This window comes from Arthrobacter sp. P4_F10 (genome assembly GCF_056401435.1).
On record NZ_JBFUJJ010000003.1, the window covers coordinates 145,950 to 171,968 of the forward strand.

General features: G+C 67.4%; 21 protein-coding genes. 15 read left to right on the plus strand and 6 right to left on the minus strand.

The window, feature by feature from the left end; all coding sequences use genetic code 11:
• Nucleotides 1-2: 2 nt before the first annotated feature.
• The 11 genes from AC1DR1_RS05530 to nboR all read left to right on the plus strand — a co-directional run bounded on the left by AC1DR1_RS05530 (nt 3) and on the right by nboR (nt 12,311).
• A complete protein-coding gene (locus AC1DR1_RS05530) occupies nt 3-1,130 on the plus strand; it encodes a phosphotransferase (protein ID WP_229995383.1) in 1,128 nt (375 codons plus the stop codon).
• A gap of 72 nt (nt 1,131-1,202) precedes the next feature.
• A complete protein-coding gene (locus AC1DR1_RS05535; RefSeq protein ID WP_229995382.1) occupies nt 1,203-2,039 on the plus strand; it encodes an alpha/beta fold hydrolase in 837 nt (278 codons plus the stop codon).
• Between the two features lie 244 nt (nt 2,040-2,283).
• Entirely contained in the window at nt 2,284-2,781 is a 498-nt protein-coding gene (uraD, locus tag AC1DR1_RS05540) for a 2-oxo-4-hydroxy-4-carboxy-5-ureidoimidazoline decarboxylase (RefSeq protein ID WP_364744280.1), read from the plus strand.
• Nucleotides 2,778-3,119 (plus strand): hydroxyisourate hydrolase, encoded by a 342-nt coding sequence (gene uraH / locus AC1DR1_RS05545; protein ID WP_476992294.1) that lies wholly within the window; start codon nt 2,778-2,780, stop codon nt 3,117-3,119. The genes uraD and uraH overlap by 4 nt, the downstream gene beginning before the upstream one ends.
• A 414-nt stretch (nt 3,120-3,533) precedes the next feature.
• A complete protein-coding gene (locus AC1DR1_RS05550) occupies nt 3,534-4,889 on the plus strand; it encodes an MFS transporter (RefSeq protein ID WP_476992295.1) in 1,356 nt (451 codons plus the stop codon).
• 67 nt (nt 4,890-4,956) lie between these two features.
• Nucleotides 4,957-5,640: a GntR family transcriptional regulator gene (locus tag AC1DR1_RS05555; RefSeq protein ID WP_476967075.1), complete on the plus strand. Its 684-nt coding sequence runs from the start codon at nt 4,957-4,959 to the stop codon at nt 5,638-5,640.
• Nucleotides 5,637-6,437 (plus strand): aspartate/glutamate racemase family protein, encoded by an 801-nt coding sequence (locus AC1DR1_RS05560; RefSeq protein ID WP_476992296.1) that lies wholly within the window; start codon nt 5,637-5,639, stop codon nt 6,435-6,437. Before AC1DR1_RS05555 ends, AC1DR1_RS05560 begins: the two co-directional genes overlap by 4 nt.
• A 25-nt stretch (nt 6,438-6,462) precedes the next feature.
• On the plus strand, nt 6,463-7,896 hold the full coding sequence (locus AC1DR1_RS05565; protein ID WP_229995376.1) for an amidohydrolase family protein: 1,434 nt from the start codon (nt 6,463-6,465) through the stop codon (nt 7,894-7,896).
• Nucleotides 7,897-7,904: 8 nt separating this feature from the next.
• A complete protein-coding gene (locus tag AC1DR1_RS05570; RefSeq protein WP_476992297.1) occupies nt 7,905-8,636 on the plus strand; it encodes a maleate cis-trans isomerase family protein in 732 nt (243 codons plus the stop codon).
• 229 nt (nt 8,637-8,865) lie between these two features.
• Entirely contained in the window at nt 8,866-11,607 is a 2,742-nt protein-coding gene (gene aceE, locus AC1DR1_RS05575) for a pyruvate dehydrogenase (acetyl-transferring), homodimeric type (protein WP_476992298.1), read from the plus strand.
• Between the two features lie 80 nt (nt 11,608-11,687).
• Nucleotides 11,688-12,311, plus strand: a complete 624-nt coding sequence (gene nboR, locus AC1DR1_RS05580; RefSeq protein ID WP_476992299.1) for a nicotine blue oxidoreductase — start codon at nt 11,688-11,690, stop codon at nt 12,309-12,311.
• Here the strand turns inward: nboR and AC1DR1_RS05585 are convergent.
• From AC1DR1_RS05585 to AC1DR1_RS05605, 5 genes are read right to left on the minus strand one after another with little or no spacing between them, the layout of a single operon-like run.
• Entirely contained in the window at nt 12,308-12,943 is a 636-nt protein-coding gene (locus AC1DR1_RS05585; protein WP_476992300.1) for a uracil-DNA glycosylase, read from the minus strand. The two genes, nboR and AC1DR1_RS05585, sit on opposite strands and share 4 nt — an antisense overlap.
• On the minus strand, nt 12,944-15,790 hold the full coding sequence (locus AC1DR1_RS05590) for a molybdopterin-dependent oxidoreductase (RefSeq protein ID WP_476992301.1): 2,847 nt from the start codon (nt 15,788-15,790) through the stop codon (nt 12,944-12,946). It abuts the gene before it with no gap.
• A 2-nt stretch (nt 15,791-15,792) separates the two neighbouring features.
• Entirely contained in the window at nt 15,793-16,731 is a 939-nt protein-coding gene (locus AC1DR1_RS05595; protein WP_476992302.1) for an FAD binding domain-containing protein, read from the minus strand.
• The gene (locus AC1DR1_RS05600; protein WP_476992303.1) at nt 16,722-17,990 is read right to left on the minus strand and encodes an XdhC family protein; all 1,269 of its coding nucleotides are present in this window, start codon (nt 17,988-17,990) and stop codon (nt 16,722-16,724) included. The genes AC1DR1_RS05595 and AC1DR1_RS05600 overlap by 10 nt, the downstream gene beginning before the upstream one ends.
• A 17-nt stretch (nt 17,991-18,007) precedes the next feature.
• Nucleotides 18,008-18,502 carry a nucleoside deaminase gene (locus AC1DR1_RS05605; RefSeq protein WP_229995487.1) on the minus strand — a complete coding sequence of 165 codons (495 nt, stop codon included), beginning with the start codon at nt 18,500-18,502 and terminating at the stop codon, nt 18,008-18,010.
• A gap of 830 nt (nt 18,503-19,332) precedes the next feature.
• Between AC1DR1_RS05605 and pucL the strand changes: the two genes are divergently transcribed.
• Together pucL and AC1DR1_RS05615 are read left to right on the plus strand one after the other, a co-directional pair.
• On the plus strand, nt 19,333-20,241 hold the full coding sequence (gene pucL / locus AC1DR1_RS05610; protein WP_476992304.1) for a factor-independent urate hydroxylase: 909 nt from the start codon (nt 19,333-19,335) through the stop codon (nt 20,239-20,241).
• 108 nt (nt 20,242-20,349) lie between these two features.
• Nucleotides 20,350-21,858 (plus strand): nucleobase:cation symporter-2 family protein, encoded by a 1,509-nt coding sequence (locus tag AC1DR1_RS05615; RefSeq protein WP_476992305.1) that lies wholly within the window; start codon nt 20,350-20,352, stop codon nt 21,856-21,858.
• A 93-nt stretch (nt 21,859-21,951) separates the two neighbouring features.
• Here the strand turns inward: AC1DR1_RS05615 and AC1DR1_RS05620 are convergent, their stop codons facing one another.
• Nucleotides 21,952-22,707 carry an IclR family transcriptional regulator gene (locus tag AC1DR1_RS05620; RefSeq protein WP_476992306.1) on the minus strand — a complete coding sequence of 252 codons (756 nt, stop codon included), beginning with the start codon at nt 22,705-22,707 and terminating at the stop codon, nt 21,952-21,954.
• A gap of 205 nt (nt 22,708-22,912) precedes the next feature.
• Here AC1DR1_RS05620 and AC1DR1_RS05625 point away from each other — a divergent pair, with 205 nt between their 5' ends.
• Together AC1DR1_RS05625 and aceB are read left to right on the plus strand one after the other, a co-directional pair.
• Nucleotides 22,913-24,325 carry an NAD-dependent malic enzyme gene (locus AC1DR1_RS05625; RefSeq protein WP_229995482.1) on the plus strand — a complete coding sequence of 471 codons (1,413 nt, stop codon included), beginning with the start codon at nt 22,913-22,915 and terminating at the stop codon, nt 24,323-24,325.
• Nucleotides 24,326-24,360: 35 nt separating this feature from the next.
• Complete coding sequence (gene aceB / locus AC1DR1_RS05630) at nt 24,361-25,959, plus strand: malate synthase A (protein WP_229995481.1); 1,599 nt, start codon at nt 24,361-24,363, stop codon at nt 25,957-25,959.
• The last annotated feature ends 60 nt before the right edge of the window (nt 25,960-26,019 follow it).

Sequence of the window (26,019 nt, forward strand, 5' to 3'; positions counted from 1 at the left end):
ACATGGGCTGGCACCCGCCCGTCCCGGCCGCCGTCCTGGATGCGGACAACTTCGAATGGCAGGTCATCCGGTCCTGGCCCGACGACTCCGCGGAGGACTATGTCCTGGAACTGGCCGCCGCCGACCGGGCAGGGGTCCGGGCGGCCCACCTCCGGGCGGGGCAGCTGGAGCTTCTGCGGGACGGCCGCGACCGGCGTCTGCCCGCCCTGAAGCACGCGTCGCCGCTGGGTGAGGTGGTGGTGCACCGGGCCCACAAACGGGCCGTGGTCAGGGCCGGGGAGCACTACCTCAAGATCTTCCGGGCCCGCCAGTCCGACGAAGCGGTGGGCAGGCACGCCCGGATGAACGAGCTCCTCGGCGCCGGGGACTTCCGCACCCCGGAAATTGTTTCCTGCACCCCGGGCTGCCTCACGATCATGGCGCTGCCCGGCCGTTCCCTGTTCGAGCTCGGAAACGACCCAGCCGTCAGTGATGACGTGTTCGAAGAAGCCTGGCAAGAATGGTCCCGGGCCTGGGTCCGGCAGCATTCCCTGGCCCGGGCTCCGGAGCACCGCCTGACCCTTGAGGCGCTCCCGCCCCGGACGGCCGCCGTCGAACTGGAGAACCTGCAACGCATCGTGCACCGGTGGCTGGTGCACGCCGGGGATATTCCGGCAGCACAGCCCGAGCGCACCGCCGTGCGTGTGGCCGCAGGGCAGACCGCCCAAAAACTGCTCCGGACCGATCCGGACCCACTCGTGTGGTCCCACGGCGACCTCCACGACAAGCAGATATTCACCGGGGATCCCGGCGCTCCCCTGGGGCTGCTGGACTTCGACGAAGCCGGCCGGGCCGAGGCCGCCGCCGACCTCGCGAACCTTGCCGTGCACCTGCGCCTGCGCCTGCGCCAACACCGCCTGACCGCCGAAAGGTACCAAACCGCCCACCGTCACGTCATCGCCACCGCCGACGAACTGCGGGTCACCCCCGCCCGGTTCGACGCCTACGCTGCCGCGACCCGCTTGCGGCTGGGCTGCCTCTATTCCTTCCGGCCGCAGTGGGCGGCCGTGGCAGAGGAGTTTCTCCTTCCGGATGGTGAACAGGCCCTGGCCGAGGGGGTTCCGGCCGCTAAAGTGGAGCCCACGTACTGACTGCACTGCATATTGACCGCCCAATATTGACCGCCCCAGATCGAACCGCACGCAACCGGGAGGACCGCTGGCATGGCTTACATCAAGGTTGGAACCGAAAACAGCACAGACGTCGAGCTCTACTACGAGGACCACGGATCCGGTCAGGCCGTGGTCCTTATCCATGGCTACCCGCTGGACGGCTCATCCTGGGAAAAGCAGACAACTGCGCTGCTCGGCGCTGGCTACCGCGTCATCACCTACGACCGCCGCGGCTTCGGACAGTCCAGCAAGCCCACCGACGGCTACGACTACGACACCTTCGCCGCGGACCTCAATACGCTCCTGACCACTCTGGACCTGAACGACGCCGTGCTGGTGGGCTTCTCCATGGGCACCGGCGAAGTGGGCCGATACCTCGGCACCTACGGCTCTGCCCGGGTGGCGAAGGCCGTGTTCCTGGCCTCGCTCGAGCCGTACGTCCTGCAGGCCGAGGACAACCCCGGCGGGGTCCCGCAGTCGGTGTTCGACGGGCTGATGGAGGCCGTGACGGCAGACCGGTACGCCTTCTTCACGGAATTCTTCAAGAACTTCTACAACAGCGAGACCTTCCTCGGCACCCCCCGGCTCAGCCAGGAAGTCATGAACGCCGGGTGGAACCTCGCCACCGGTGGCGGGGCCACGGCGTCGGCGGCAGCGCAGCCGACCTGGCTCACGGACTTCCGTGCCGACATTCCCAAGATCGATGTCCCGGCCCTGATTGTGCACGGCACGGCGGACAACATCCTGCCGATCGACGTCGCGGGACGCCAGTTCGCCAAGGCGCTGCCGAACGCCGAGTACGTGGAGATCGACGGCGCCCCGCACGGCATGCTGTGGACCCACGCCGCGGAGGTCAACGAGGTTCTGCTGCGGTTCCTGTCGAGCTAGCGGGGCCGAAACCGTTCGGCTTTCCGCGGCGATTTCGGACAAGCGCATCCCGGATCGGGAGTCCGCCTGTCCGATACCGCCGCACTTTTCGAAATTCGCCGCGGATCCGACAGTCCGGTTGACACCCGTCACACGGTACGGTTCAATTTTTTGCATATGCTGAAATAACAGTTCCACGATACGAATATCTTGTCCGTATAGCCCTACACCGTGGATGCCAGCATTGACACAAAGGATCTGGCACATGCTGTTGGAAGACTTTAACGCGGCCGGACGCGCCGAGGCCGCGGCCGCACTGCGTCCCTGCCTGGACATTGAGCGGTGGATTGAGGAGATGGTCGATTCCCGGCCCTTCGGCAGCACCGGAAGCCTCCTCGAAGCCGCCGCCCGCGCGGCGGAACCCTTCACCAATGCGGAGGTGGGGGCCGCCCTGGCCCACCATCCCCGAATCGGCGAACGGGCCGCAGGAAACAGCACGGAGGCCCGGCTCTCCCAGTCGGAGCAGGCGACTCTTGGCGCCCCGGTTCCGGCTGTCGCCGCAGCCATCGCCGAGGGAAACCGGAGCTATGAACAGAAATTCGGCCAGGTATTCCTGATCCGCGCGGCAGGCCGCAGCCGGGAGGAGATCCTCGCCGCTCTCCACACGAGGCTCGCCCACACTCCCGAAGAGGAACAAGTAGTTATCGGCCAGCAGCTGCGCGAAATCGCGGTACTCCGACTCGAAGGACTGATCGGCGCATGAGCACTTCCCACATCACCACGCACGTCCTGGACACCGGCTCCGGCAAGYCCGCCGCGGGCGTCGCCGTCACCTTGGACATGCTCGACGGCGAGCGCTGGGTCAGGATCGCAGCCGGGGCCACGGATGACGACGGGCGCGTCACGTCACTTGGTCCCGCCAGCCTGGGCTCCGGCACGTACCGGCTGGGTTTCGACACCGGAGCCTATTACGCCGCCGCCGGGACCGAGACCTTCTTCCCCGAAGTCACACTGACCTTCGCTGTGTCCCAGACGCAGTCCCACTACCACGTGCCGCTCCTGCTGAGCCCCTTCGCCTACTCCACTTACCGCGGCAGCTAAGAAACACCCTCACGCCCCGCCACCCGCCACGGCTTCAGCCCCGGGCTGGTCCCCTGCCGGGTGGCGGGGCGCAGCCATGCCCGGCGCCGCCCGCCCCGGGAACCCCACGCCAGTCACAATCGACATTTTCCCGGCGAACCGGGCCGGCCGGCCCACAACCCTTGACAGTGGCCCAGCTCACTTCTATTCTCAATTTTGGGATCCCAAAACGGGATCCCAAAATAAGTAATCTTGCCGGGCCCCGGCCTCCCAGGATCTGCATCGGATCTCCGAACTGATATCAGCGCTGATATCAGCCCCGCTATCACCACTGGACAGGCCGCGAACAGGACGCCCCACACCCCGCATCCTGGCCCGCGGACAAATCGACCCTCATCACTTGCCGGCATTTTTCCTCTCTATCAAGGAGAAGTTGTGTCTCTTCCAGATACCGAAACCGCAAATACCGAAACCGCACTACAGCCCGCTGACCCCACAGGCTCCAAGGACCGCGTGCAACGGCGCACCAATGTCCGCTGGAAAATGTTCCTCCTCCTGCTGGTGCTCGTGGCCGTGAACTACATCGACCGGGGCTCCATCTCGGTCGCCCTGCCCATCATCCAGAAAGAATTCAACATGGCCCCGGAGCTCGTGGGCCTCCTGCTCTCGGCCTTCTTCTGGACCTACGCCCTCATGCAGATCCCCGTCGGCTGGCTGATCGACAAGTTCGGCCCCCGCAAGGTGATGACCGCGTCCTGCGTCGGCTGGGGCGCCGCAACGGCAGCGTCCGGCCTGGCCGGCGGCTTCCTCAGCATGTTCATCGCCCGCCTGGGCATCGGCGTCACCGAGGCCGGCGTCATGCCGGCCGGCGGAAAGCTGAACGCCATCTGGATGCACAAATCGGAACGCGGCCGCGGCGCCACCATCCTGGACGCCGGTGCCCCCTTGGGCGCCGGGCTGGGCGGCATCCTCATCGCAGGCCTGATCGCCTCGACGGGCAGCTGGCGGACCGCCTTCATCATCGCCGGCGCCGCCACCGTCCTCATGGGCCTCGCCGTCTGGTGGTACGTCCGGGACAATCCGCGCCAGCACCGCGGAGTCAACGACGCCGAGGCCGAGTACATCGAGGCCTCCCACGCCGCCGAGGACGCCGAAGCCGAGCTCGACGGCAGCAAGGGCAAACGCGCCCTGCTCCCCTACCTGAAGTTCCGCTCCTTCTGGGCCATGTGCTTCGGCTGGCTGGGCTTCAACGGAGTCTTCTACGGCCTGCTCACCTGGGGCCCGCTCTACCTGGCCCAGGCCAAGGGCTTTGACCTGAAGACCATCGGCTGGTCCACGTTCGTGATCTTCGGTGCCGGGTTCGTCGGCGAAATCCTCGGCGGCACCATCGCCGACAAATGGCGGGCATCGGGCGCCTCGGCCAACCGGGTCATGCGCACCCTCCTGGGCACCTCCAGTGTCGTAGTGATCGGCGGCCTCATCGGTGTCACCGTCGTGGCAGATCCGACGACGGCGGTGGTCCTCCTTTCCGTCGTCATGTTCTTCCTTCGCTGGGTGGGCCTCTTCTGGAGCATCCCCTCGATCCTGGGTGGCCGGACCAACGCCGGCGTCMTGGGCGGCGCGATGAACTTCAGCGGCAACATCTCCGGCTTCGTGACCCCGATCGCGGTCGGCCTGATTGTCGGTGCCACCGGCTCCTACACCTGGGCGCTGCTGTACTTCGTGGGATCCGCGATCATCATGGGCGCATCCGTGCTGACCCTGAACTACAACAAGCGGCTCCCTGTCTAAGCTAGGCCACGCAACACTTGTTCCCGGAGCCGGGAACGCAGTGCCACAAGAACCCGAATGGAGCACCATGCTTACCGCAGAAGAAACCCAGGACAAGGAACGCCCCCTCCGGGAGGCTGTCCGGGACACCCTCCGCACCAGGATTTTTGAAGGGCACTACGTTCCCGGTACCAGGCTGGTGGAACGCGACCTGGCGGCCGAGTTCAATGTCTCCCGCCTCCCGGTCCGCGAGGCCCTTCGCATGCTTCGCCAGGAAGGTCTGGTCAGCGACCGCGGCGCGCGCGGTGCCGAGGTCAGCTCGCTCAGTTCCAAAGACGTGGAGGATCTCTTCGACGTCCGCCAGTCGCTCGAAGTGCTGGCCTGCCGGCTGGCTGCGGCCCGCGCCACGCCTGAGGACCTCAGCGCCTTGGAAGGCCTGCTGGAAGAGGCAGACCGCTGCCTGGCCAGGGGCGCCATCATGGAAGCCCACCGCGCCAACAGCGAATTCCACGATGCCATCACCCGGATCGCGGACAACGGCTTCCTCAAGTCCGCGCTCGAACCGCTCCAGGGCCGCATGCACTGGCTCTTCCGCCACGTCAGCGACCTGCCCGAGCTCATCGAGGAGCACCGGGCCCTCTACGCCGCGATTGCCAGCGGCGACCCTGACCGGGCAGCCGCCCAATCGGCGTCGCACATCGACAAATACCGGGAACAGTTTCCGGAGGATTTTCGCCGGACGGAACCCGCCCTTCATCGGAAGAACTTATGAAACTCCTTGTCATCAACCCCAATATCAGCGACGACGTCACCGCCCTGATCGAAGCGGAGGCCCTCCGCTCCGCCTCCCCCGGGACCGAACTCGTGGTCCGGACCGCCGGGTACGGCGTGGAATACATCGAAACCCGCTTTGAATCACTCATCGCCGCCGGTGCCGTCGCCGAAATCATCGCCGAGTACACCCGCGACGGGTCCGGCGGCAGCATCGACGGCGTCGTGGTCGCGGCGTTCGGAGACCCCGGCATGCCCGCGCTGAAGGAACTGACAGATGTCCCGGTCATCGGGATTACCGAGGCGGCCTTGTGTGCCGCCGCCCTGCAGGGGCACCGGTTTTCCATCATCGCCATCTCCGACCGGATCGGGCCCTGGTACCAGGACTGCGTGGAACGATTCGGGCTCGGCGGCCGGTTGGCCTCGATCCGGTCCATCAACGAGAGCCTCAACGGCATCGGCTCCGTGCAGGAGGACTTCAAGGAGACCCTGCTGGCCCTCAGCCGCCAGGCCGTCGCCCAGGACGGGGCCGACGTCGTGATCCTCGCCGGCGCGCCGCTCGCCGGACTTGCCCGCGAGCTTGCCGGCCAGATCCCCGTCCCCTTGGTGGACGGCATCTCCGCGGGCATCCAGATGGCCCAGTCGGTGGTCAACCTCCAGTCCGGGCGGCACCGGGCGGGCGCCTTCGCACCGCCACCGGTCAAGCCCCGCAAGGGACTCTCGAAAAACCTCGATGCCGCTCTTACGACGGCGCAGCGCAGTACGCAGTTGCCCGCACCGTCCGCCCTATCTCACTAGCTTTTTTCCCCGAAGGAGGACAACGATGTCCCACACCCCAGACCTTGTCATTGCCAACGGCACCGTGGTCAACAGTTTCGGCCGCCAGGACGCGCACGTCGTGGTGCATGGCGGAACGATCGTCCAGCTCGTGGACGCTTCGGAGCCGGTCCCCGCTGCCGCCAGGACCATCGACGCCGCCGGCCAGTTGGTGATTCCCGGCGGCGTGGACGGCCACTGCCACGTCGCCCAGGTCACCGGGCGGTTCCGTACCCTGGATGACTACCGGACCACATCCACCGCTGCCCTCTGGGGCGGCACCACTACCATCATCGACTTCGGCATCCCCCGCGACGCCCGCGAGACCCCGCTGGCCGCGGTGCTGCACAAGAAGGAACTGGCACGCGAGTCCCGCTGCGACGTCGCCCTCCACGGCTCGGTGGTCCAGTGGGACGAAACCGTGCCATGGCAGCTCGAACAGCTCGCCGCCGAAGGTGTCCGTTCGGTCAAGATGTACACCACCAACCGGGGCACCACCATGGCCGACGGGGACACGATCCTGAAGGTCATGCGCGAGATGGTCCGGCTCGACGGCCTCACCTACATCCACGCCGAACACGATCCCATCATTGCCGACTGCACCCAGCAGCACGCGGACGACGGCCGGATCAGCATTGAACACCTGCACCGGACCCGCCCGGAACTCGCGGAGGAAATCTCGGTCAAGGAGACCCTGGCGATGGCCGAGTACACCAACGCCCCCGTCTACTTTGTGCACCAGTCCACGCCGGGCGCCGTAGACCTCGTCGCCGAGGCCCGCAGCCACGGCCAGGAGGCCTACTCCGAGACCTGCCCGCACTACCTCACCCTTGATGACAGTGTCTACGGATCGGTGATGCCGGAGTGGTTCGCCTGCTGCCCGCCGATGCGCAGCCCGGAGACCGTCGCCGCGCTGCGGGACCGCCTTGCCGCCGGCGCCATCCACACGGTGGCTTCGGACCACTCCTGCTACGACCTCACGCAAAAGCGGGAGCGCGCAGATGACATCCGCGAAATGCCGCACGGACTGCCTGGAGTGGAAACCCGCATGCCCGTCACGTTCACCGCCCTGATGGACGCCGCCGCCGGGGCAGCCCGCGTGGAGGACTTCGTCGAAGTGTTCGCCGCCGGCCCGGCCCGCATCAACGCCCTGCCGGGCAAGGGAACCATCGCGTCCGGGTACGACGCCGACCTGGTCATCTTCGATCCGGCCGAGGAACGCGCCGTTGACGGCGCTGCCCTGCACATGGGAACGGATTTCTCACCGTTCGACGGCAGGACGCTCACCGGCTGGCCCGCCGTTGTGGTGTCCGCCGGACGTGTGGTGCTGGACGCCAACGGCTTCCATGACCCGGGTCCCGTGGGCCGGTTCGTGCCCCGCAGCGGTTTCCGCGAACACCAGGCGGCCGCCGACCCCGTCACCGCCCCCGCTGCCCTTTAGGAGCACCCATGCCTTCCGCAACCCGCCCCACCCGCATCGGCATGATCGTGCCGTCCTCCAACACCTGCCTCGAGCCGCAGAGCTACCGGATCCTGGGCGACCGCGACGACATGACCATCCACTTCGCCCGGATCCCGGTCACCAGGATTGCCCTGGACAAATCCTCGGACAAACAATTCGACGCCGCCGTCATGCGGTCGGCCGCCGAGCTCCTCGCCACCGCCGATGTGGACGTCATCGCCTGGAACGGCACCTCCGGCTCCTGGCTCGGCGCCGACCATGACCGCCGGATCGTGGAGGACATCACGGACGCCACCGGCGTCCCGGCCACCACATCCACCCTGGCCTACATGGAGGCGTTCCGGACCTTCGGCACCGAGCGCATCGGGCTGTTCACTCCGTACACGGAGGACGTCAACGAACGGATCGTGGCGTCGTACGGACGGGACGGCATCAAGACGCTGGACCACCGGTTCCTCGGCCTGAGCGACAACGAGTCGTTCGCCCGCGTGGCCGATGAGGAGATGCGTCCGGGGTCGCTGGAGCTGGCGGCGGCCCGGCCGGACGCCATCATCTACCTCTGCACCAACCTCTACGGGGCCAACATCACCGCCGAAATCGAGGCCGAAACGGGCGTTCCTGTCCTGGACTCAGTGGCCGTCACGCTGTGGCATTGCCTCAGGATGGCGGGCGCACCGCTGCTGGCCCCGCGCTGGGGCAGGCTGCTCACCTCAGCCTAAAAGCAACGCGGGCTCAGATGCAGCCGAATCTGGCGGCGGCTCAAATGGGCCATATCTGAGCCCGCGTTGCTTGTGGCGCCCTTCCGCCCGATTGTGACTGCAGGACCCGCGGTGCCCCGCCGCAGATGTTGACGCGCCTCGGCCTGCGTCGATAATCTCGAATTGCAAGAAAGTTTTCTCACAGAATGAAAACTTGAGCCGACCATTCAACGACGAAAAGAGGTTGGACGTGGCTGCAGGAGAAGATACCTCCCATATCCTCAGCGGGTTGACAAACCAGCTGCCTGATCGTGATCCGGAAGAGACCGCCGAATGGCTGGAGTCCCTGGATACCCTGATTCAGGAACAGGGCACCGAGCGTGCCCAGTACATTATGCGCAGCCTGCTCCAGCGGGCCGGSGCGCAGAGCGTGGGTGTYCCGATGGTCACCACCACGGACTACGTCAACACCATCCCGGTGGACCAGGAAGCGGCGTTCCCCGGGGACGAGGAAATCGAACGCAAGTACCGGGCCTGGCTGCGCTGGAACGCCGCGGTCATGGTGCACCGGGCCCAGCGCGCCGATATCGGCGTCGGCGGGCACATCTCCACCTACGCCGGGGCCGCGACCCTGTACGAGGTCGGGTTCAACCACTTCTTCCGCGGCAAGGACCACCCCGGCGGCGGGGACCAGGTCTTCTTCCAGGGCCACGCCTCCCCCGGCATGTACGCCCGCGCCTTCATGGAAGGCCGGCTGTCCGAGGAGGACCTGGACGGCTTCCGGCAGGAGAAGTCCAAGGAAGGCCACGCCCTGTCCTCCTACCCGCACCCGCGCCTGATGCCGGAGTTCTGGGAATTCCCCACGGTCTCGATGGGCATCGGCCCGATGAACGCGATCTACCAGGCSCAGTCGAACCGGTACCTGCACAACCGCGGCATCAAGGACACCTCGGACCAGCAGGTCTGGGCGTTCCTGGGYGACGGCGAAATGGACGAGCCCGAGTCCCGCGGSCTGSTCCAGCTCGCCGCGAACGACAAGCTCGACAACCTGAACTTCGTGATCAACTGCAACCTCCAGCGCCTCGACGGACCSGTGCGCGGCAACGGCAAGATCATGCAGGAACTCGAGGCCTTCTTCCGCGGCGCCGGCTGGAACGTCATCAAGGTGGTCTGGGGCCGGGAGTGGGATGACCTGCTGGCCAAGGACGAGGACGGCTCGCTGGTGAAGATCATGAACGAGACCGTCGACGGCGATTACCAGACGTACAAGGCCGAGTCCGGCGCGTTCGTCCGCGARCACTTCTTCGGCAAGACCCCGCAGACCAAGGAAATGGTCCAGGACCTGACCGACGACCAGATCTGGAACCTCAAGCGCGGCGGCCACGACTACAACAAGGTCTACGCCGCCTACAAGGCCGCGACCGAGTTCAAGGGCAAGCCCACSGTCATCCTGGCCCACACGGTCAAGGGCTACGGCCTGGGCACGCACTTCGAGGGCCGCAACGCGACCCACCAGATGAAGAAGCTCACSMTSGCSGACCTSAAGGCCTTCCGCGACCACCTGCGCATCCCGATCACCGACGAGCAGCTGGAAGCGGACCTCTACCGGCCGCCGTACTACCACCCCGGCATGGACTCCCCCGAGATCCAGTACCTGATGGGCCGCCGCAAGGAACTCGGCGGCTTCGTCCCCGAGCGGCGGCCGGACCACGCGCCCGTGGAACTTCCCGATCCCGCAACATATGAGGTGGCCAAAAGAGGTTCCGGGAAGCAACGGGCCGCCACCACCATGGCCTTCGTCCGCCTGCTCAAGGACCTGCTCCGGGACAAGAACTTCGGACACCGCATCGTCCCGATCGTGCCAGATGAATCCCGCACGTTCGGCATGGACGCGTTCTTCCCCTCGGCGAAGATCTACAACCCGGATGGCCAGGGCTACCTGTCCGTGGACCGGGATTTGGTCCTTGCCTATAAGGAATCGGCCAAGGGCCAGCTGATCCACCCGGGCATCAATGAGGCCGGGGCCGTGGCCGCGTTCACCGCCGCGGGCACGTCCTACGCCACTCACGGCGAACCGCTCATCCCGGTCTACGTGTTCTACTCGATGTTCGGGTTCCAGCGCACCGGCGATTCCTTCTGGGCCGCCGCGGACCAGATGACCCGCGGGTTCATCATCGGCGCCACCGCCGGCCGCACCACCCTGACCGGCGAAGGCCTGCAGCACGCCGACGGGCACTCCCCCATCCTGGCCGCGACCAACCCGGCCGTCATCACCTACGACCCCGCGTACGGGTACGAAATGGGCCACATCGTCCGGGACGGCCTGGAGCGGATGTACGGTCCGGAGTCGGAAGACCGGAACCTCATGTACTACCTCACGGTCTACAACGAGCCGATCGTCCAGCCGGCCGAACCCGAGAACCTCGACGTCAACGGCGTGCTGAAAGGCATCTACCGGGTGTCGGCGTCGGGCGCGGAAGGGCCTAAGAGCCAGATCCTCGCCTCCGGCGTGTCGGTGCCCTGGGCCCTCGAAGCCCAGCGGATCCTGGCCGAGGACTGGGGCGTCTCCGCCGATGTCTGGTCCGTGACCTCCTGGACCGAACTGCGGCGGGACGGGCTCGCAGCAGAGGAAGAGGCCTTCCTCAACCCCGGCCAGCCGGCCCGCGTCCCGTTCGTGGCCCAGCAGCTCGCCGGCGCCACCGGTCCGATCGTGGCAGTCACGGACTACATGAAGGCCGTGCCGGACCAGATCCGCCAGTTCCTGCCGCACCAGTTCGCCTCACTTGGCGCGGACGGCTTCGGCTTCTCGGACACCCGCGCCGCGGCACGCCGCTTCTTCAAGAACGACACGCACTCGATTGTGGTGAAGACCCTGCAGCTGCTGGCCTCGCGCGGAGAGGTCGACGGCGGGGTGCCCGCCTATGCGATGGACCGCTACAAGCTCCTGGATGTCACGGCCGGGACCACCGGCGGAGCGGGTGGCGACGCCTGACGCCATCGAGTGGGCAGTTGACGGCAGTGTTCCGCCCCGGGGCTGCCGTCACCTGCCATCCGGGTGCATAGGCTGGGACCATGGCTGACTCATCGGAATCGCTCATGACGGCGGGATCAACGACGGCGGTGCTGCTTGCCGCCGGGGCCGGGACGCGGCTGGGGCTCGGGCCCAAGGCGCTGCTCCCCTTCCATGGCCGCACACTGGTCGAAGTGCTTGCTGACGTGCTGCTCGCGGGCGGCTGCCGGGAAGTGGTGACAGTACTCGGCGCGGACGCGGCAACGGTCCGCGCCGCCACCGACCTCAGCCGGCACCAGGTCATCGACAACCCTGGCTGGGACACCGGGATGGGCAGTTCGTTCCGGGCGGGAGTTGCCGCGGCGGCCCCCGAGGACCATGTGCTCATCGCGCTGGTGGACCAGCCCGGCCTCACCCCGGAGACCGTGGCCCGGCTGCTGGCAGCCCACCGGCCGGGCCGGGCGACGGCGGCCGCCTACCGCGATGCGGAGGGGAAGCTGCAGCGGGGACATCCGCTGCTGCTCGACGCCGGACTTCGCGCTGAAGCCGCGGAAACAGCAACGGGCGACGCCGGAGCACGTGTCTTCCTGCGGGCCCACCCGGACCTGGTTGATCTGGTGGACTGCAGCGACCTCCCCGGCGGCGAGGACCTCGACTCACCCGACCAGCTGCACCTCCTCGATTAAGCCAACAGCTCCTGCAGGCCACGCTTGAACCCGGCCCTGCCGCCATGGGCCGGATGCCTGATTTTCGGGACGTCCAGGCCGCTCCTCTGCAGGCTGCGGTGCGCCACATTGCCCACGGCCACCACGGTTTCGATGCGAAACGCCTCGATCAATGCCTGCCAAAACGGAGCTCCAAGGGCGGCCTCGGAAGCCCTTGGCGTGCGGTTGGAAAGCGGCCGCCCAGGCACGTGGGTGTGCCACGGGCAGGCACTCCAGAGCAGGGGCAGGAACTCCAGCTCCGCCAGGACCTGCCACATCACCGTGGCCGTCGGTTCCGCGGCTATGCCTTCGGAATCGGCCGGAAGCACGTACCCCTTCCCCGGCCCAAACAGCCCAAACTCGTTGGCAGGGCCTTCGAGCATGGAGCGGTTTGTGAAGGGAATCCCGGTGATCCTCATGCCCCGGAATCCCGGCGCTTCGCCCAGCAGCAGCACCTTCGGGCGCCGGTCCAGCATTTCCTGGAGATAGAGCTCCAGGTTCCCGCGGCGCACGGCATTGCCGGCAACGGCAAAATCAAAGAAATTCCCGCAGTCCGGCCCGGTCTGCACGGACGCCAGCCGATCGACGAAGGCCCGGATCGCGGGATCGGCCATTCAGGGCGCTCCCCGGGAAGGGACCAGCCCTGCTTCCTTCAGGCCCAGGTAGATCTTGTCCCGGGAGATCGGCAGCTCGGAGAACCTCACGCCGGTGGCGTTCCGGATGGCATTCGCGAGCGCCGGCGCCACCGGGTTGAACGGGCTCTCGCTCATGGACTTCGCACCCAGCGGGCCCAGCTTGTCGCTGGTGTCGGCGAAGTAGACCTCGCTGCGCGGCACGTCGGCGAAGGCGGGGACGTGGTACTGCCTCAGGACGTCCGTTCTCACGCGGCCGGCGTCGTCCACTTTGACCTCCTCGTAGAGCGCGGAGCCGAGGGCCTGCGCGATCCCGCCTTCGATCTGGCCGCGGCACTGGCGCGGATTGACCACCACGCCGGCATCGGCAGCCTGCACGCTCTGCAGAATCCGCAACTCCCCTGTCCCGGTGTTCACTGCCACCCGAAAGCCCTGGACGTTGAACGCCACTGAGCGCGGGGTCCCGCCCCAGCGCCCTTCGGCGGCGAGCTCGACGCCGGCCTGCTCCGCGGCGTCGGAAATCTCCGTGAGCGGCACCCGCGTTCCCTCGCAGAGAACGGCATCCTGCTCCAGCACGCAGCCGGAGGGCTGCACGCGGCGGCTGCCGGCGGCGAAGACGCGGATGCGGAGGGCGAGCTCCTCTGCGGCGGCCAGCGTCGCCTTGCCCGCCACCACGGTGCCGGCAGATCCGAACGCACCGGAATCGTGGTCCACGAGGTCGGTGTCGGACTGCCGCACAGTGACCCGGGCGGCAGTGGTTGACAGCGCGGTGGCCGCGAGCTGCGTGTGGACGGTGGTGGTGCCGTTGCCGAATTCTGCCGTCCCGACGTCGGCGGCGTACGTCCCGTCGGGCAGCAGCCGGAGCCTGGAATGGGCAAAGTGGCCGCGTGGCGGGACGGTGTCGATCATGGACAGGGCCGTCCCCTCCCCGAGGACCCAGTCCGGGCCCAGGCTGTCGAGGCCGGCCGCGCGGTAGCGTTCCTGTCCACGGGCCAGGGCGTCCTCCACCAGCTTTATGCACTGGTCCAGGCCGTAGCTGCCGTAGCGGACGTCCTCTTGGGGCTCGTCGCGGGTGGAAAGCATGTCGTCGCCTTCCCGGACCATGTTCCGGCGGCGGAACTCCAGGGGGTCCATGCCGATCCCCGTCGCGAGCTCGTCGATGCCTGATTCGATCGCGAAGATCATTTGGCTGAGCCCATAGCCGCGGAAGGCACCCGCCGGCACGGTGTTGGTGTAGACGGCGTGGGCGTCCACTTTCTTGTTGGCGCACCTGTACACCGCCAGCGACTCGCCGCAGCCGTGGAACATGACGCCGGTCGCGTGGTTGCCGTAGGCGCCGGTGTTGGTGAGCACCTCCAGCTTCAGTGCCGTCAGCCTGCCGTCGCGGCTGGCGCCGGCCTTGAGATGGATGGTGAAGGGATGCTTGGTGGTGGCGGCGGTGAACTGTTCGGTCCGGGTGAATTCAAGCTGCACGGGGCGGTTGAGCTTCAGGGCTGCCAGCGCCACGACGTCCTCGGTGAGCACCTCTTGCTTGCCGCCAAAGCCGCCGCCTACCCGTCCCGCCACCACCCGGATCTGCTCTTCCGGCAGACCGAATACCCGGCACAGGGTCCGCCGCACCAGGAACGGGACCTGGCTGGACGTGCGGATCAGCAGCCGCCCGTCGCTGCCGAAGGAGGCGATGGAGGCATGGGTTTCGAGCGCCATGTGCTGCACCCGTTGGGTCCGGTAGGTGTGTTCGTGGATGAAGTCCGCCGCGGCGAAACCGGCCGACACATCGCCGAGCTCGGAATGCAGCTCGGCCACGACGTTCCGTTCGGGCCGGCTGATGCGGGCCGCGGCTGCGTCCTTGTCCCCATGGAGGGCGGGGGCCCCGGGGAGCATGGCGTTCTCCGGGGTGAAGACGGCGTCCAGTACCTCGTAGTCGACCTTCAGGGCCCGCACGCCTGCCTCCGCCGCCGCCACCGTGCCGGCGACCACGGCCGCGACCCGCTGGCCGATGAACCGCACCACGTCGTCGAACACGCGGGTGTCGTCAGGATCGTCGGTGTAGAGCTCGTGCTGCGCGGTCGAAAACAGCTGCGCCGGGGAGTCTTCGTGGGTGAAGACCGCCGCGACGCCGGGAATCGTCAGCGCGGCCGCGGCGTCGATGGCGCGGATCCGGGCGTGGGCATGCGGGGAGCGCAGCAGCTTCACGTGCAGCAGCCCGGGCAGTTCTTCGGCCGGGACGTCCAGGGTGTAGCGGGCCTGCCCCGTGACGATGGCGAGGCCGGCGGGTGCGGGAACATCGTCGCCCAGTTGTCCGGGGCGCGGCTCCGGCCGGCCGCGCCCCTCCGATGCCGTGTCCGTACCAGGGGTGTCCGGCTGGCTCGCCCTCCCGCAGACGGCGTCCTCGATGGCCGTGTACCCAGTGCACCGGCACAGGTTGCCCTTGAGGTTCCGCGGCAGGTCCGCCTTCTGCTGGTCATCGAAGGTCGCGGCCGTCATCACCATGCCGGCCGTGCAAAAACCGCACTGGAAGCCCTGCCGGTCCAGGAACTGCTGCTGCATCGGATGGAGTGCGGTGCCGTCGGGGTCATCGGATCCGCCGGAGGCGCAGGTGGCGGCCAACCCTTCCACAGTAGTGACGGCGTGGCCCTCGGCGCGGACGGCGGGATAAATGCAGCTGTGCACCGGCACCCCGTCCACATGCACGGTGCACGCGCCGCAGTCGCCGGCGTCGCAGCCCTTTTTCACGCCGAGGCTCCCCTGTTCGCGAAGGAACGTCCGCAGGCACTGCCCGGGGCGGGGTCCGGCCTGCGCCGGGCTGCCGTTGATCTCGATTGACATGTTCAGGCCTCTTCCGTCCGGGCCCCGGCGCTCAAGGGCCTGCCCCGCGGCGGCCAGAAATCACCGGATACGCGTAGCGGATCACGGCCTGCCGGGGCGGTGAGCTCGGCCCGGATTTCATGGGCCAGCCGGTACGTCATGTCCTTGCGCCAGGCGGGCAGGCCGTGGACGTCGTCGTGGTACAGCTCATCGGGGATGGCGGCATCCAATGAGGCGGAGAGGGCGTCGGCGAGCGCCGCCGCGGAGGACGTCAGGCGCAGCTGCACGGGGCGTTTGGTGGCTGCGGTGACGGTCAGGACCAGGGAGCCGCAGGCGTCGAGCCTTCCGATCAGCAGCACCGCGGACCTGCCCAGGTTGCTCAGCGACAGCCGGCGGAAGGCCACCCGGGAGGACAGGGACGCCGCCGGCAGGCTCACGCTGCGCAGGAGCTCGCCGGGAGCGAGGGCGTTGGTCCCGTCGCCCGTGACGAACTCCAGCACCGGGAGCGTGCGGCGGGCGCCGCCGGGGCCCAAAATGGTGGCCGTGCCGTCGAGCGCCGCGCAGAGCGAGATCATGGGCCCGGCCGGCAGGGAGGTGCACAGGTTGCCGCCCACCGTGGACATGGTCCAGACCTTGAACGAGGCCACGAAGGACTCGCAGCAGGGCCGGACGAGCTCCACGCCGGGCCAGTCCCCGGCCAGTCCCCGGCCAGCGTCCGAATCAGGGAAGGCATACAGTTGCGCGATGGTGCAGGTTGCCGCCAGCTCGATGCCCGCCGCCGAGACGGCCAGGGGTGTCCAGTCCGTGAAGCCGAGGTCCAGGAGACGCCGGAGCGGTTCCTGTCCGGGGCCGGGGCTCCCGGCGGAGAAAAGCACGGTGCCCCCCGCGAGCCAGGCGTCGCCTTCGCGCCACTGCGCCGGATCCGCGGTGCGGACCACGGCCTCGATGGTGTTCATGTCCACTGGGCCTCCTGAGGTTCCGGCATGCCGGCGCTGCTGTCGTGATGGCTGCTGGCGTGATGACCGCTGTCGTGATGACTTGCGGCGTAATGGTGAATGGGGCCGCTGACATCCTTCAGGGACACGCTGCCCTGGGCCAGGCCGGCGGCTTTGCTCCGGCTGGCCACGAGTTCTGCCGTGATGGACACCGCGACCTCTTCCGGTGTGACGGCCCCGAGGTCCAGGCCGATGGGTGAGTGCAGCCGGGCCAGGTCCCCGTCGGCCACACCGGCCTGCCGCAGGGCATCGATCCGCGCGCGGTGGCTGCGCCTGGACCCCATGGCGCCGACATAGGCCACGTCCAGGCCGAGGGCGGCCTGCAGGAGCGGGACATCGAATTTGGGATCGTGCGTGAGGACGCAGATCGCCGTACGGGCGTCGGTGCGGCCAGCCCGCGCCTGGTCCGCCAGATACCGGTGCGGCCAGGCAGTGGCCACCTCGTCCGCGGCGCTGAACCTGTCCTGCTGCGCGAACGCCGGGCGAGCATCGCACACCGTGACGTGGAAGCCAAGGAGTTTCGCGGCCGGCAGGAGTGCCGCACCGAAGTCATTGGCGCCGAAGATCAGCAGGCGCGCCGCCGGTAGCCGGCTCTCTACCAGCAGGCTCACGGGTTCGGGCTGGCAGTCCCCCGCGGGCGCGATCCGGACCAGTCCGGTACGGCCTCCCCTCAGCAGCGGTTCCAGCTGGGCTGCCGCGGCCAGCAGTACGCGCCCGGCACCGGCGGAACCGCCCGTTCCCAGCAGCGCGGCGAGCTCGGCCGACTCCAGTACCTGGAAAGCCGCCGGGTCAGGAACCACGACGGCGCCGCCGCCGCCGGCGTCCACCCTGCGGATCAGCGCCGCCCCGCCGGCCGGATGCCGCCCGGCCAGGCCGGCCAGGCTGTCCAGCCATAGCCGGCCGGGCCCTGCGCCCAGGGGCTCGATGTGGATTTCCAGCCCACCGCCACAGGTCAGTCCGGCGGCGAACGCGTCCTCGGGGCTGTAGCCGAAGAACTCCCGGCGCGACCCGCCGTCGCGCAGTGCCTCCAGGGCCGCTTCCACAACGGCCCCTTCAACGCAGCCGCCAGACAGGCTTCCGAGCACCTCCCCGGTCTCCGAGACCAACATGGACGTGCCCACGGGCCGCGGCACCGATCCGGCAGCGCCCACCACGGTGGCCACCGCGCAGCGCTGCCCGGGCGCGGCAGGCCACCATGTGCCTAAGTGCGGGAGCAGATCCAACATGGCCGCAGTCACCGGCGCTAATAGTCGGTCCTGGACTCGAACGAGTTCCAGGCGTTGAAGGGATCCAGGGCCGCGGGAGCTTGCGGGTCTGTCAGTTCCAGCCTGCCCACCGGCATGAGCGCGTCGCGCTGATCGTTTTCGAAGTATTCGTAGAAGACGGCGTCATCGAACCCCGCGGACGCGGCATCGTGCCGGTCCGCGGCGAACACCACGCGTGACACCCGCGCCCACAGCGCGGACGCCAGGCACATGGGGCACGGCTCGCAGCTGCAGTAGAGCGTGGCTCCGCTGAGATCGAAGTTGCCCAGGTCGCTGCAGGCCCGCCGGATGGCCGTGACCTCGGCGTGCGCCGTGGGATCGTTGGTGGCGGTGACGCGGTTGACGCCTTCGAACGCTTGCCCGTCCGCAGTGACCACCACAGCGCCGAACGGGCCGCCGCCGTTCAGGACGTTGGCCGTGGCCAACTCGATGGATCTCGCCAGGAACTTCCGGGCCGTATCGGCTGTAGTCATGCTGCCACTCCCTAACCTGCGGAAGCCGGTACACCGCGACGGGAACGCAAGGGCCGGATGCGACGGTGACCAGTCTTCAGCATGTGCCTTGAAGGTTGCGCCTGGTAGATAGCTTCCCGGGATCGGGCTGCCCGCCGTTGGCAAGATCGACAGTAGCACCGGGACGTCCGCGCGGCGCGCCCTAGTTGATGGAAGCCCGGTTTCGTTATGTGAAATCTCTATTTCCGGGTCTTCACGCCAACGCCCTACCGCCCCAAGTAACGCCTGCCGGCCAAAGAGCGGCAGCGCGCGGAGCCATCGGGAAAAGCCGCGGTCCCTCCGCTCGCAGTCGGCCGGAATGTAGAAGTCCGGGTCCGTAGCACCGAAGTCCGTCGCGCCGAACGGCAGGTACAGCTCCTGCCCGGGCGCCGGAAATTCAATGGCACTGTCCTTCTCCTGCGAGTCCATGGACTCCTCCTCGTTCATTGTGTGGCCGCTTCCTCGCACCGGGTCGGATCACACCAGTGCAGTTCCGCTATTTGGAAATAATTTATTGTTATGTGGAAAAGACTAGAAGCCTCCGGAGTCGGCGGTCAAGGGCTGCGGCCACCGCGGTCACAAACGGATTTTTCGAAAAGTGATGTACACCACGCCGGGTCCGGGCTACGCTTAATCCCAATTCGTGGCGCAGGTCACGTAACCTGGGAGCAGCAGGCAGGGTCGTAATGAGCTGGCATCAACTGATGTCGGCTCTTTTTTGTGGGCCGACGGAATGAGAAACGCGCAGGAAACAAGCGCTTAATTTCTATGTGGGACTTTGGTGCCACATACCTGAAGTTGGGAATCAGACCATGAGCAACAAGATCGTCCTCGGCCACAACCAGTACGGAAAAGCCGAAGTCCGCGTCGTTAAGATCACCAGGGACACCGACCGCCATGAAATCGAAGACCTGAACGTCACCTCGCAGCTGCGGGGGGACTTCGCGGCGGCCCACCTCGAAGGCGACAACAGCCATGTGGTTGCCACGGACACCCAAAAGAACACGATCTACGCCTTCGCCCGGGACGGCATCGGCTCCCCGGAAGCCTTCCTGCTGCGGCTGGGCAAGCACTTTACCTCGAACTTCGACTGGGTCACCGGCGGCCGCTGGGCCGCCGAGTCCTACAAATGGGACCGGATCCAGGCCCACGGGGCCGGGCACGACCACTCTTTCGTCCGCAGCGGCCAGGAAGTCCGCACCGCGGTTCTTGTCCGCGACGGCGGTACCGAGCACCTCATCGCCGGGCTCAAGGACCTCACCGTACTGAAGTCGACCCAGTCCGGGTTCAGCGGCTTCCCGCGGGACAAGTACACCACGCTCCCGGAAACGTCCGACCGCATCCTCGCCACGGACGTATCGGCCCGCTGGCGCTTCAAGGCCGGCACCGATTTCGGCACGTTCGACTTCAACAAGAGCTACGAGGACGTCAAGAGCCTGCTGCTGGAGGGGTTCAGCGAAAAGTACTCCCACGCCCTGCAGCAGACCCTCTTCGACATGGGCGCCAAGGTCCTTGAAGCGCACACCGAGATCGACGAGATTAAGTTCTCCATGCCCAACAAGCACCACTTCCTCGTTGACCTCTCGCCCTTTGGCCTCGACAACCCCAACGAGGTCTTCTTTGCCGCCGACCGCCCCTACGGCCTGATCGAGGCCACGGTCCAGCGTGAAGACGCTGCACCGGCCGAGATCGCCTGGTCCGGGATCGCCGGCTTCTGCTAGGACTCCCGAACAGGCCGGCCCGGGCTTCCGGCGCCGGCACTCAAGTAAACGTTAGCCAGACATTGTTAGCCGGACGACGACGTCCGCCATGAACCAAGAAGGTCTGCCATGAACGCACGCAAGAAACTGACCGCCCGGCTGCCACGCACCGGCGGCACCGGCGGCACTCCCCGCCCCGAAGACCAACGACTCTCCGTCGGAAGCAGCTTCGCCTACGGCTTCCAGCACGTCCTGACCATGTACGGCGGCATCATCGCCGTCCCCCTGATCGTCGGCCAGGCCGCCGGCCTGGCGCCCGCCGACGTCGGGGTCCTGATCGCCGCGGCCCTCTTCATGGGCGGCCTGGCAACCCTGCTCCAGACCCTGGGCGTGCCGTTCTTCGGCTCCCAGCTCCCCCTGGTCCAGGGCGTCTCCTTCGCCAGCGTGGCGACCATGGTCGCCATCGTCACCGGTGGAGGTGGCCTCCCGGCCGTCTTCGGCGCCGTCATTGCCTCTGCAGCCATCGGGTTGCTGATCGCCCCGGTGTTCTCCAAGATAGTCCGGTTCTTCCCGCCGGTGGTCACCGGCACAGTCATCACCACCATCGGCCTCACGCTGATGCCCGTGGCGGCCAACTGGGCCATGGGCGGGAACAAGAAGGCGGAGGACTACGGGAGCGTGGCCAACATCGGGCTGGCGGCCATTACCCTGGCCCTCGTGCTCCTGTTGAGCAAGGTCGGCAACGCCACCATTTCCCGCCTGTCGATCCTGCTGGCCATGGTGGCCGGAACGGGGGTCGCCGTCGTGACCGGCATGGCAGACTTCTCGAAGGTCGGCGACGGCCCGATCGTCGCCTTCCCCGCGCCGTTCCACCTCGGCGCGCCCACTTTCGAGGCTGCCGCCATCATCTCCATGCTGATCGTGGTCCTGGTGATCCTGACCGAGACGATGGCCGACATCCTGGCCGTCGGCGAGATCGTGGGCACCCGGGTCGATTCGAAGCGGATCGCCGCGGGCTTGCGGGCCGATATGGTTTCCAGCCTCGTGGCGCCGGTCTTCGGCTCTTTCACGCAGAGCGCTTTCGCCCAGAACGTTGGCCTGGTCGCCGTCACCAAGATCAAGAGCCGCTACGTGGTGGCGGCCGGCGGTGTCATCCTGGTGCTGCTGGGCCTGCTGCCGGTGCTCGGCCGCGTGGTCGCGGCGGTTCCCACGGCCGTCCTGGGCGGTGCGGGGATCGTGCTCTTCGGCACTGTGGCCGCGAGCGGCATCCGCACCCTGGCCAAGGTGGAGTACCGGAACAACATGAACCTGATCATCGTCGCCGCCTCCATCGGTTTCGGGATGATCCCGATCGCCGCCCCCACCTTCTACGACAAGTTCCCCAGCTGGTTCGGAACGATTTTCCACTCCGGCATCAGCTCCGCGGCCGTCATGGCCATCACGCTGAACTTGCTCTTCAACCACCTGAAGAAGGGCAACTCGGAGAACCAGTCGGTCTTCGTGGCCGGAACGGGCCGGGTCATCCGCGAGGAAGACCTTCAGTGCCTGGCCGAGGGCGACCGCTATGAGAACGGCAAACTGATCGACTCCGACGGCAAGGAAGTCCCGGTGGAGTCCGCCGCGACATCCGGACACTAGTCCCTGCGCCCCGGCATGAGCGTTGCGGCCCCTCCCCCGGAAGGAAAAGGGGCCGCAACCCGGCCTGGCCGGCTGCGGCATGACCGCCGGAGGTCAGCTCTTGTTGAGGTCCTGGGAGATCGCCAGGGCTGCCTCGCGCAGCAGCGGCACCGCCCGGTCCGCGAAGGTCTCGTCCACCCGGGAGACGGGCCCGGAGACGGAAATCGCCGCGGGGGTCGGAGCGTTGGGGACGGCAATGGCGAAGCACCGGACGCCGATCTCCTGCTCTTCCTCATCGATCGAATAGCCGCGGCTGCGGATCAGCTTCAAGTCGGCGAACAGGGACTCGACGTCGCCGATGCTCTTCGGAGTGGGGGTGGGCATGCCCTTCCGGGTGACGATGCCTCGCACCGTCTCATCGTCCAGCTGGGCCAGGATCGCCTTGCCCATGCCGGTGGCATGCATGTAACCGCGGCGGCCCACTTCGGTGATCATCCGCATGGAGTGCAGGGACGGGACCTGGGCCACGTACATCACCATGTCAGAGTCCAGCACGGCCATGTTGGCGGTCTCGCCGAGCCGTTCCACGAGGGACTGGAGCTGCGGCCGCGCGAGCGCCCCCAATTGCTTGTTCGCCGCCTCGCCCAGCCGGATCAGGCGCGGGCCCAGGGCATAGCGGCGGTTCGGCAGCTGCCGGATATAGCCCAGCGTGACGAGGGTGCGCAGCAGCCGGTGGATGGTGGGAAGCGGCAGATCGGTGGAGGACGAGAGTTCGCTGAGGGTGACGTCGCCGCCTGCATCAGTGATCAGTTCCAGAAGTTCGAAAACGCGTTCAACGGACTGCACGCCTCCGGGGGCTTTTTCCGCCATAACTTTGCTCTCCTGAGGGGTTGCTTACGACAAATTTTATCCACATCGTGAAAAAAGTGCTTAGTGGACCCAAGATACAGTACCGCCAGCCCGCCGTCGACGGACTACGGGACTTGTATTTCCACAAAGTAGATAATAATATCCATCATACGAAATAATTGAGTTCAGTGAGAGCCCGTCAACGGGCCGACTAGGAGGAAATTCAATGGCGAATCCCAGCCCCGGAAATTCGATCACCCTGCGCGTGGAGGCTCCGTCCAGCGTCACGGCCACCAGCGAACTGGCCGCCGCCGTCGGAGCCGCCGGTGCCGCGATCACAGCCCTGGACGTCACCGAGTCCCACCACGAGACCCTGGTAGTCGACGTCACCTGCAACACCACGGACGACGCCCACGCCGCACGCGTCAAGGACGCGCTCAACGCGCTCGACGGCGTCACGGTCCGGAACGTCTCGGACCGCACCTTCCTGATGCACCTCGGCGGCAAGCTGGAGGTTGTGCCGAAGGTCGCCCTGCGCAACCGCGACGACCTCTCCCGCGCCTACACCCCCGGCGTCGCCCGCGTCTGCCTGGCGATCGCCGAAAACCCCGAGGCCGCCCGGAACCTGACCATCAAACGCAACACCATCGCCGTCGTGACCGACGGCTCCGCCGTCCTGGGCCTCGGCAACATCGGCCCGGCCGCCGCGCTGCCGGTCATGGAAGGCAAGGCCGCGCTCTTCAAGCAGTTCGCCAACGTCGACGCCTGGCCGGTCTGCCTGGACACCCAGGACACGGAGGAAATCATCCGGATCGTCAAGGCACTCGCCCCGGTCTACGGCGGCGTCAACCTTGAGGACATCGCCGCGCCGCGCTGCTTCGAGATCGAAACCCGGCTCCGCGAGGAACTGGACATCCCGGTCTTCCATGACGACCAGCACGGAACCGCAATCGTCACGCTGGCAGCCCTGACCAACGCCCTGCGCGTCGTGGACAAGAAACTCGCCGAGGTCCGGATTGTCGTTTCGGGCGTCGGCGCCGCCGGCTCCGCCATCATTGCGCTGCTCAAGGCGCAGGGGGCCCGCAACATCATCGCCGCCGGCCGCTCGGGAGCGATCCACTTCGGCGAACAGTACAACGACGAGCACCGCACCTGGATTGCCGAGAACACCAATGAACAAGGGTTCTCCGGCACCCTGCACGAAGCGCTCAAGGGAGCCGACGTCTTCATCGGCGTCAGCGCACCGCACGTGATCGGCGAAGAACAGGTGGCATCCATGGCCAAGGACGCTATTGTGTTCGCCATGGCCAACCCCACGCCGGAAATCGACCCGGTGGTCGCATCACGGCACGCCGCTGTGGTGGCGACCGGCCGCAGCGATTTCCCCAACCAGATCAACAACGTCCTGGCCTTCCCAGGGTTCTTCCGCGGGCTCCTGGACGCTGGGGCCGCAGACATCACCTCCGAGATGCTCGTGGCCGCCGCCGCGGCGATCGCCAACCGGGTGGCCGACGATGAGCTCAATGCCAGCTACATCATTCCCAGCGTTTTCGACCCCCACGTTGCCGCCGACGTCGCCGCCGCAGTTGCCGCGGCCGCCCATGCGACGGCCCCGGCCGCCGCGCCGACCCACGCCTGATTCGCCGCCTGATTCACCGACCAGGAAGGACCACAATGGCCCTCACCATTTCAGCCCGCCGCCCCGTTGACCGTGCGGAAGAGATCCTCACTCCCGAGGCGCTGGCCTTCATTGAGCAACTGCACCAGCGATTCGCCGCCACCCGCGGGGATCTGCTCAAGGCCCGCGCGGTCAAACGCGACGAGGTGGCCCGCACCGGCCGGCTCGATTTCCTGCCGGAAACCCGCGATATCCGTGAGGGCGACTGGACGGTGGCCCCAGCCCCGGCGGCCCTGCAGGACCGCCGGGTGGAAATGACGGGCCCGGCCGCACCGGCCAAGATGGCGATCAATGCCCTGAACTCCGGGGCCAAGGTCTGGCTCGCGGACCTCGAGGACGCCAGCACCCCCACCTGGTCCAACGTGATCGAATCGATCCTGAACCTCCGCGACGCCGCGGCGGGCACCCTGGCCTACACCTCCCCCGAGGGGAAGGAATATACGCTCCGGACCGATGCCCCGCTGGCCGTCGTTGTCGCCCGCCCGCGCGGCTGGCACATGGGCGAGCGCCATCTGCTGATCGACGGCGAACACACCGTGGGCGCCCTGGTGGACTTCGGCCTGCATTTCTTCCACACCGCCAGGCAGCTGCTGGCGAACGGCCATGGCCCGTACTACTACCTGCCCAAGATGGAGAGCCACCTCGAGGCCCGGTTGTGGAACGAGATCTTCGTCTTCGCCCAGGACTACCTCGGCATTCCGCAAGGCACCATCCGCGCCACCGTCCTGATCGAGACCATCCCCGCAGCCTTCGAAATGGACGAGATCCTCTACGAACTCCGCGACCACGCCTCCGGCCTGAACGCGGGCCGCTGGGATTACCTGTTCAGCATCATCAAGTACTTCCGCGACGCCGGCTCGCGCTTTGTGCTGCCGGACCGCGCCACCGTGGCCATGACCGCGCCGTTCATGCGTGCCTACACCGAACTGCTGGTCAAGACCTGCCACCACCGCGGCGCCTTCGCCATGGGCGGCATGGCGGCCGTCATTCCCAACCGCCGCGAACCCGAGGTGACCGCCCAGGCGTTCGAGAAAGTGCGCGCGGACAAGACCCGCGAGGCGAACGACGGCTTTGACGGTTCCTGGGTGGCCCACCCGGACCTGGTGCCGGTCTGCCGGGACGTCTTCGACGCCGTTCTGGGCGAGCGGCCGAACCAGCTGGACAGGCAGCGCCCGGAAGTCTCGGTCACCGCGGACCAGCTCCTGGACGTCGCCTCCGCCCATGGCACGGTCACCGAGGCAGGCATGCGCCTGAACCTCTACGTCGCCGTCGCCTACACAGCGGTGTGGATTTCGGGCAACGGCGCGGTGGCCATCCACAACCTGATGGAGGACGCCGCGACGGCGGAAATCTCGCGGTCCCAGGTTTGGCAGCAGATCCGCAACCACTCGGTGCTGGCCGACACAGGCCGGACCGTCACCCGCGAGCTGGTGTCCGGGATCCTGGCCGAGGAAACCGAGAAGCTCCGCGGCGAGGTGGGCGAGGACGCCTTCGCGAAGCACTACCTGCCCGCCAGCAAGCTCATTGGCGACATCTGCCTGTCCGAGGACTACACGGACTTCCTCACCACGCCGGCGTACGAGCTGGTGGGCTGAGCCATGGCAGCCACCTCCGCCAGCGCCAGGCCGCAGCCGCGCAGTCATCTACGGAGCCAG

What these genes read in the sequence shown, in the direction of transcription:
- AC1DR1_RS05585 (WP_476992300.1), bottom strand. Translation starts at nt 12,943, where the DNA reads ATGGCCGATCCCGCGATCCGGGCCTTCGTCGATCGGCTGGCGTCCGTG.
- AC1DR1_RS05615 (WP_476992305.1), top strand. Translation starts at nt 20,350, where the DNA reads ATGAACGCACGCAAGAAACTGACCGCCCGGCTGCCACGCACCGGCGGC.
- aceB (WP_229995481.1), top strand. Translation starts at nt 24,361, where the DNA reads ATGGCCCTCACCATTTCAGCCCGCCGCCCCGTTGACCGTGCGGAAGAG.
- AC1DR1_RS05560 (WP_476992296.1), top strand. Translation starts at nt 5,637, where the DNA reads ATGAAACTCCTTGTCATCAACCCCAATATCAGCGACGACGTCACCGCC.
- uraD (WP_364744280.1), top strand. Translation starts at nt 2,284, where the DNA reads ATGCTGTTGGAAGACTTTAACGCGGCCGGACGCGCCGAGGCCGCGGCC.
- AC1DR1_RS05590 (WP_476992301.1), bottom strand. Translation starts at nt 15,790, where the DNA reads ATGTCAATCGAGATCAACGGCAGCCCGGCGCAGGCCGGACCCCGCCCC.
- AC1DR1_RS05535 (WP_229995382.1), top strand. Translation starts at nt 1,203, where the DNA reads ATGGCTTACATCAAGGTTGGAACCGAAAACAGCACAGACGTCGAGCTC.
- pucL (WP_476992304.1), top strand. Translation starts at nt 19,333, where the DNA reads ATGAGCAACAAGATCGTCCTCGGCCACAACCAGTACGGAAAAGCCGAA.
- AC1DR1_RS05620 (WP_476992306.1), bottom strand. Translation starts at nt 22,707, where the DNA reads ATGGCGGAAAAAGCCCCCGGAGGCGTGCAGTCCGTTGAACGCGTTTTC.
- AC1DR1_RS05600 (WP_476992303.1), bottom strand. Translation starts at nt 17,990, where the DNA reads ATGTTGGATCTGCTCCCGCACTTAGGCACATGGTGGCCTGCCGCGCCC.
- AC1DR1_RS05570 (WP_476992297.1), top strand. Translation starts at nt 7,905, where the DNA reads ATGCCTTCCGCAACCCGCCCCACCCGCATCGGCATGATCGTGCCGTCC.
- AC1DR1_RS05625 (WP_229995482.1), top strand. Translation starts at nt 22,913, where the DNA reads ATGGCGAATCCCAGCCCCGGAAATTCGATCACCCTGCGCGTGGAGGCT.
- nboR (WP_476992299.1), top strand. Translation starts at nt 11,688, where the DNA reads ATGGCTGACTCATCGGAATCGCTCATGACGGCGGGATCAACGACGGCG.
- AC1DR1_RS05605 (WP_229995487.1), bottom strand. Translation starts at nt 18,502, where the DNA reads ATGACTACAGCCGATACGGCCCGGAAGTTCCTGGCGAGATCCATCGAG.
- AC1DR1_RS05565 (WP_229995376.1), top strand. Translation starts at nt 6,463, where the DNA reads ATGTCCCACACCCCAGACCTTGTCATTGCCAACGGCACCGTGGTCAAC.
- AC1DR1_RS05530 (WP_229995383.1), top strand. Translation starts at nt 3, where the DNA reads ATGGGCTGGCACCCGCCCGTCCCGGCCGCCGTCCTGGATGCGGACAAC.
- AC1DR1_RS05555 (WP_476967075.1), top strand. Translation starts at nt 4,957, where the DNA reads ATGCTTACCGCAGAAGAAACCCAGGACAAGGAACGCCCCCTCCGGGAG.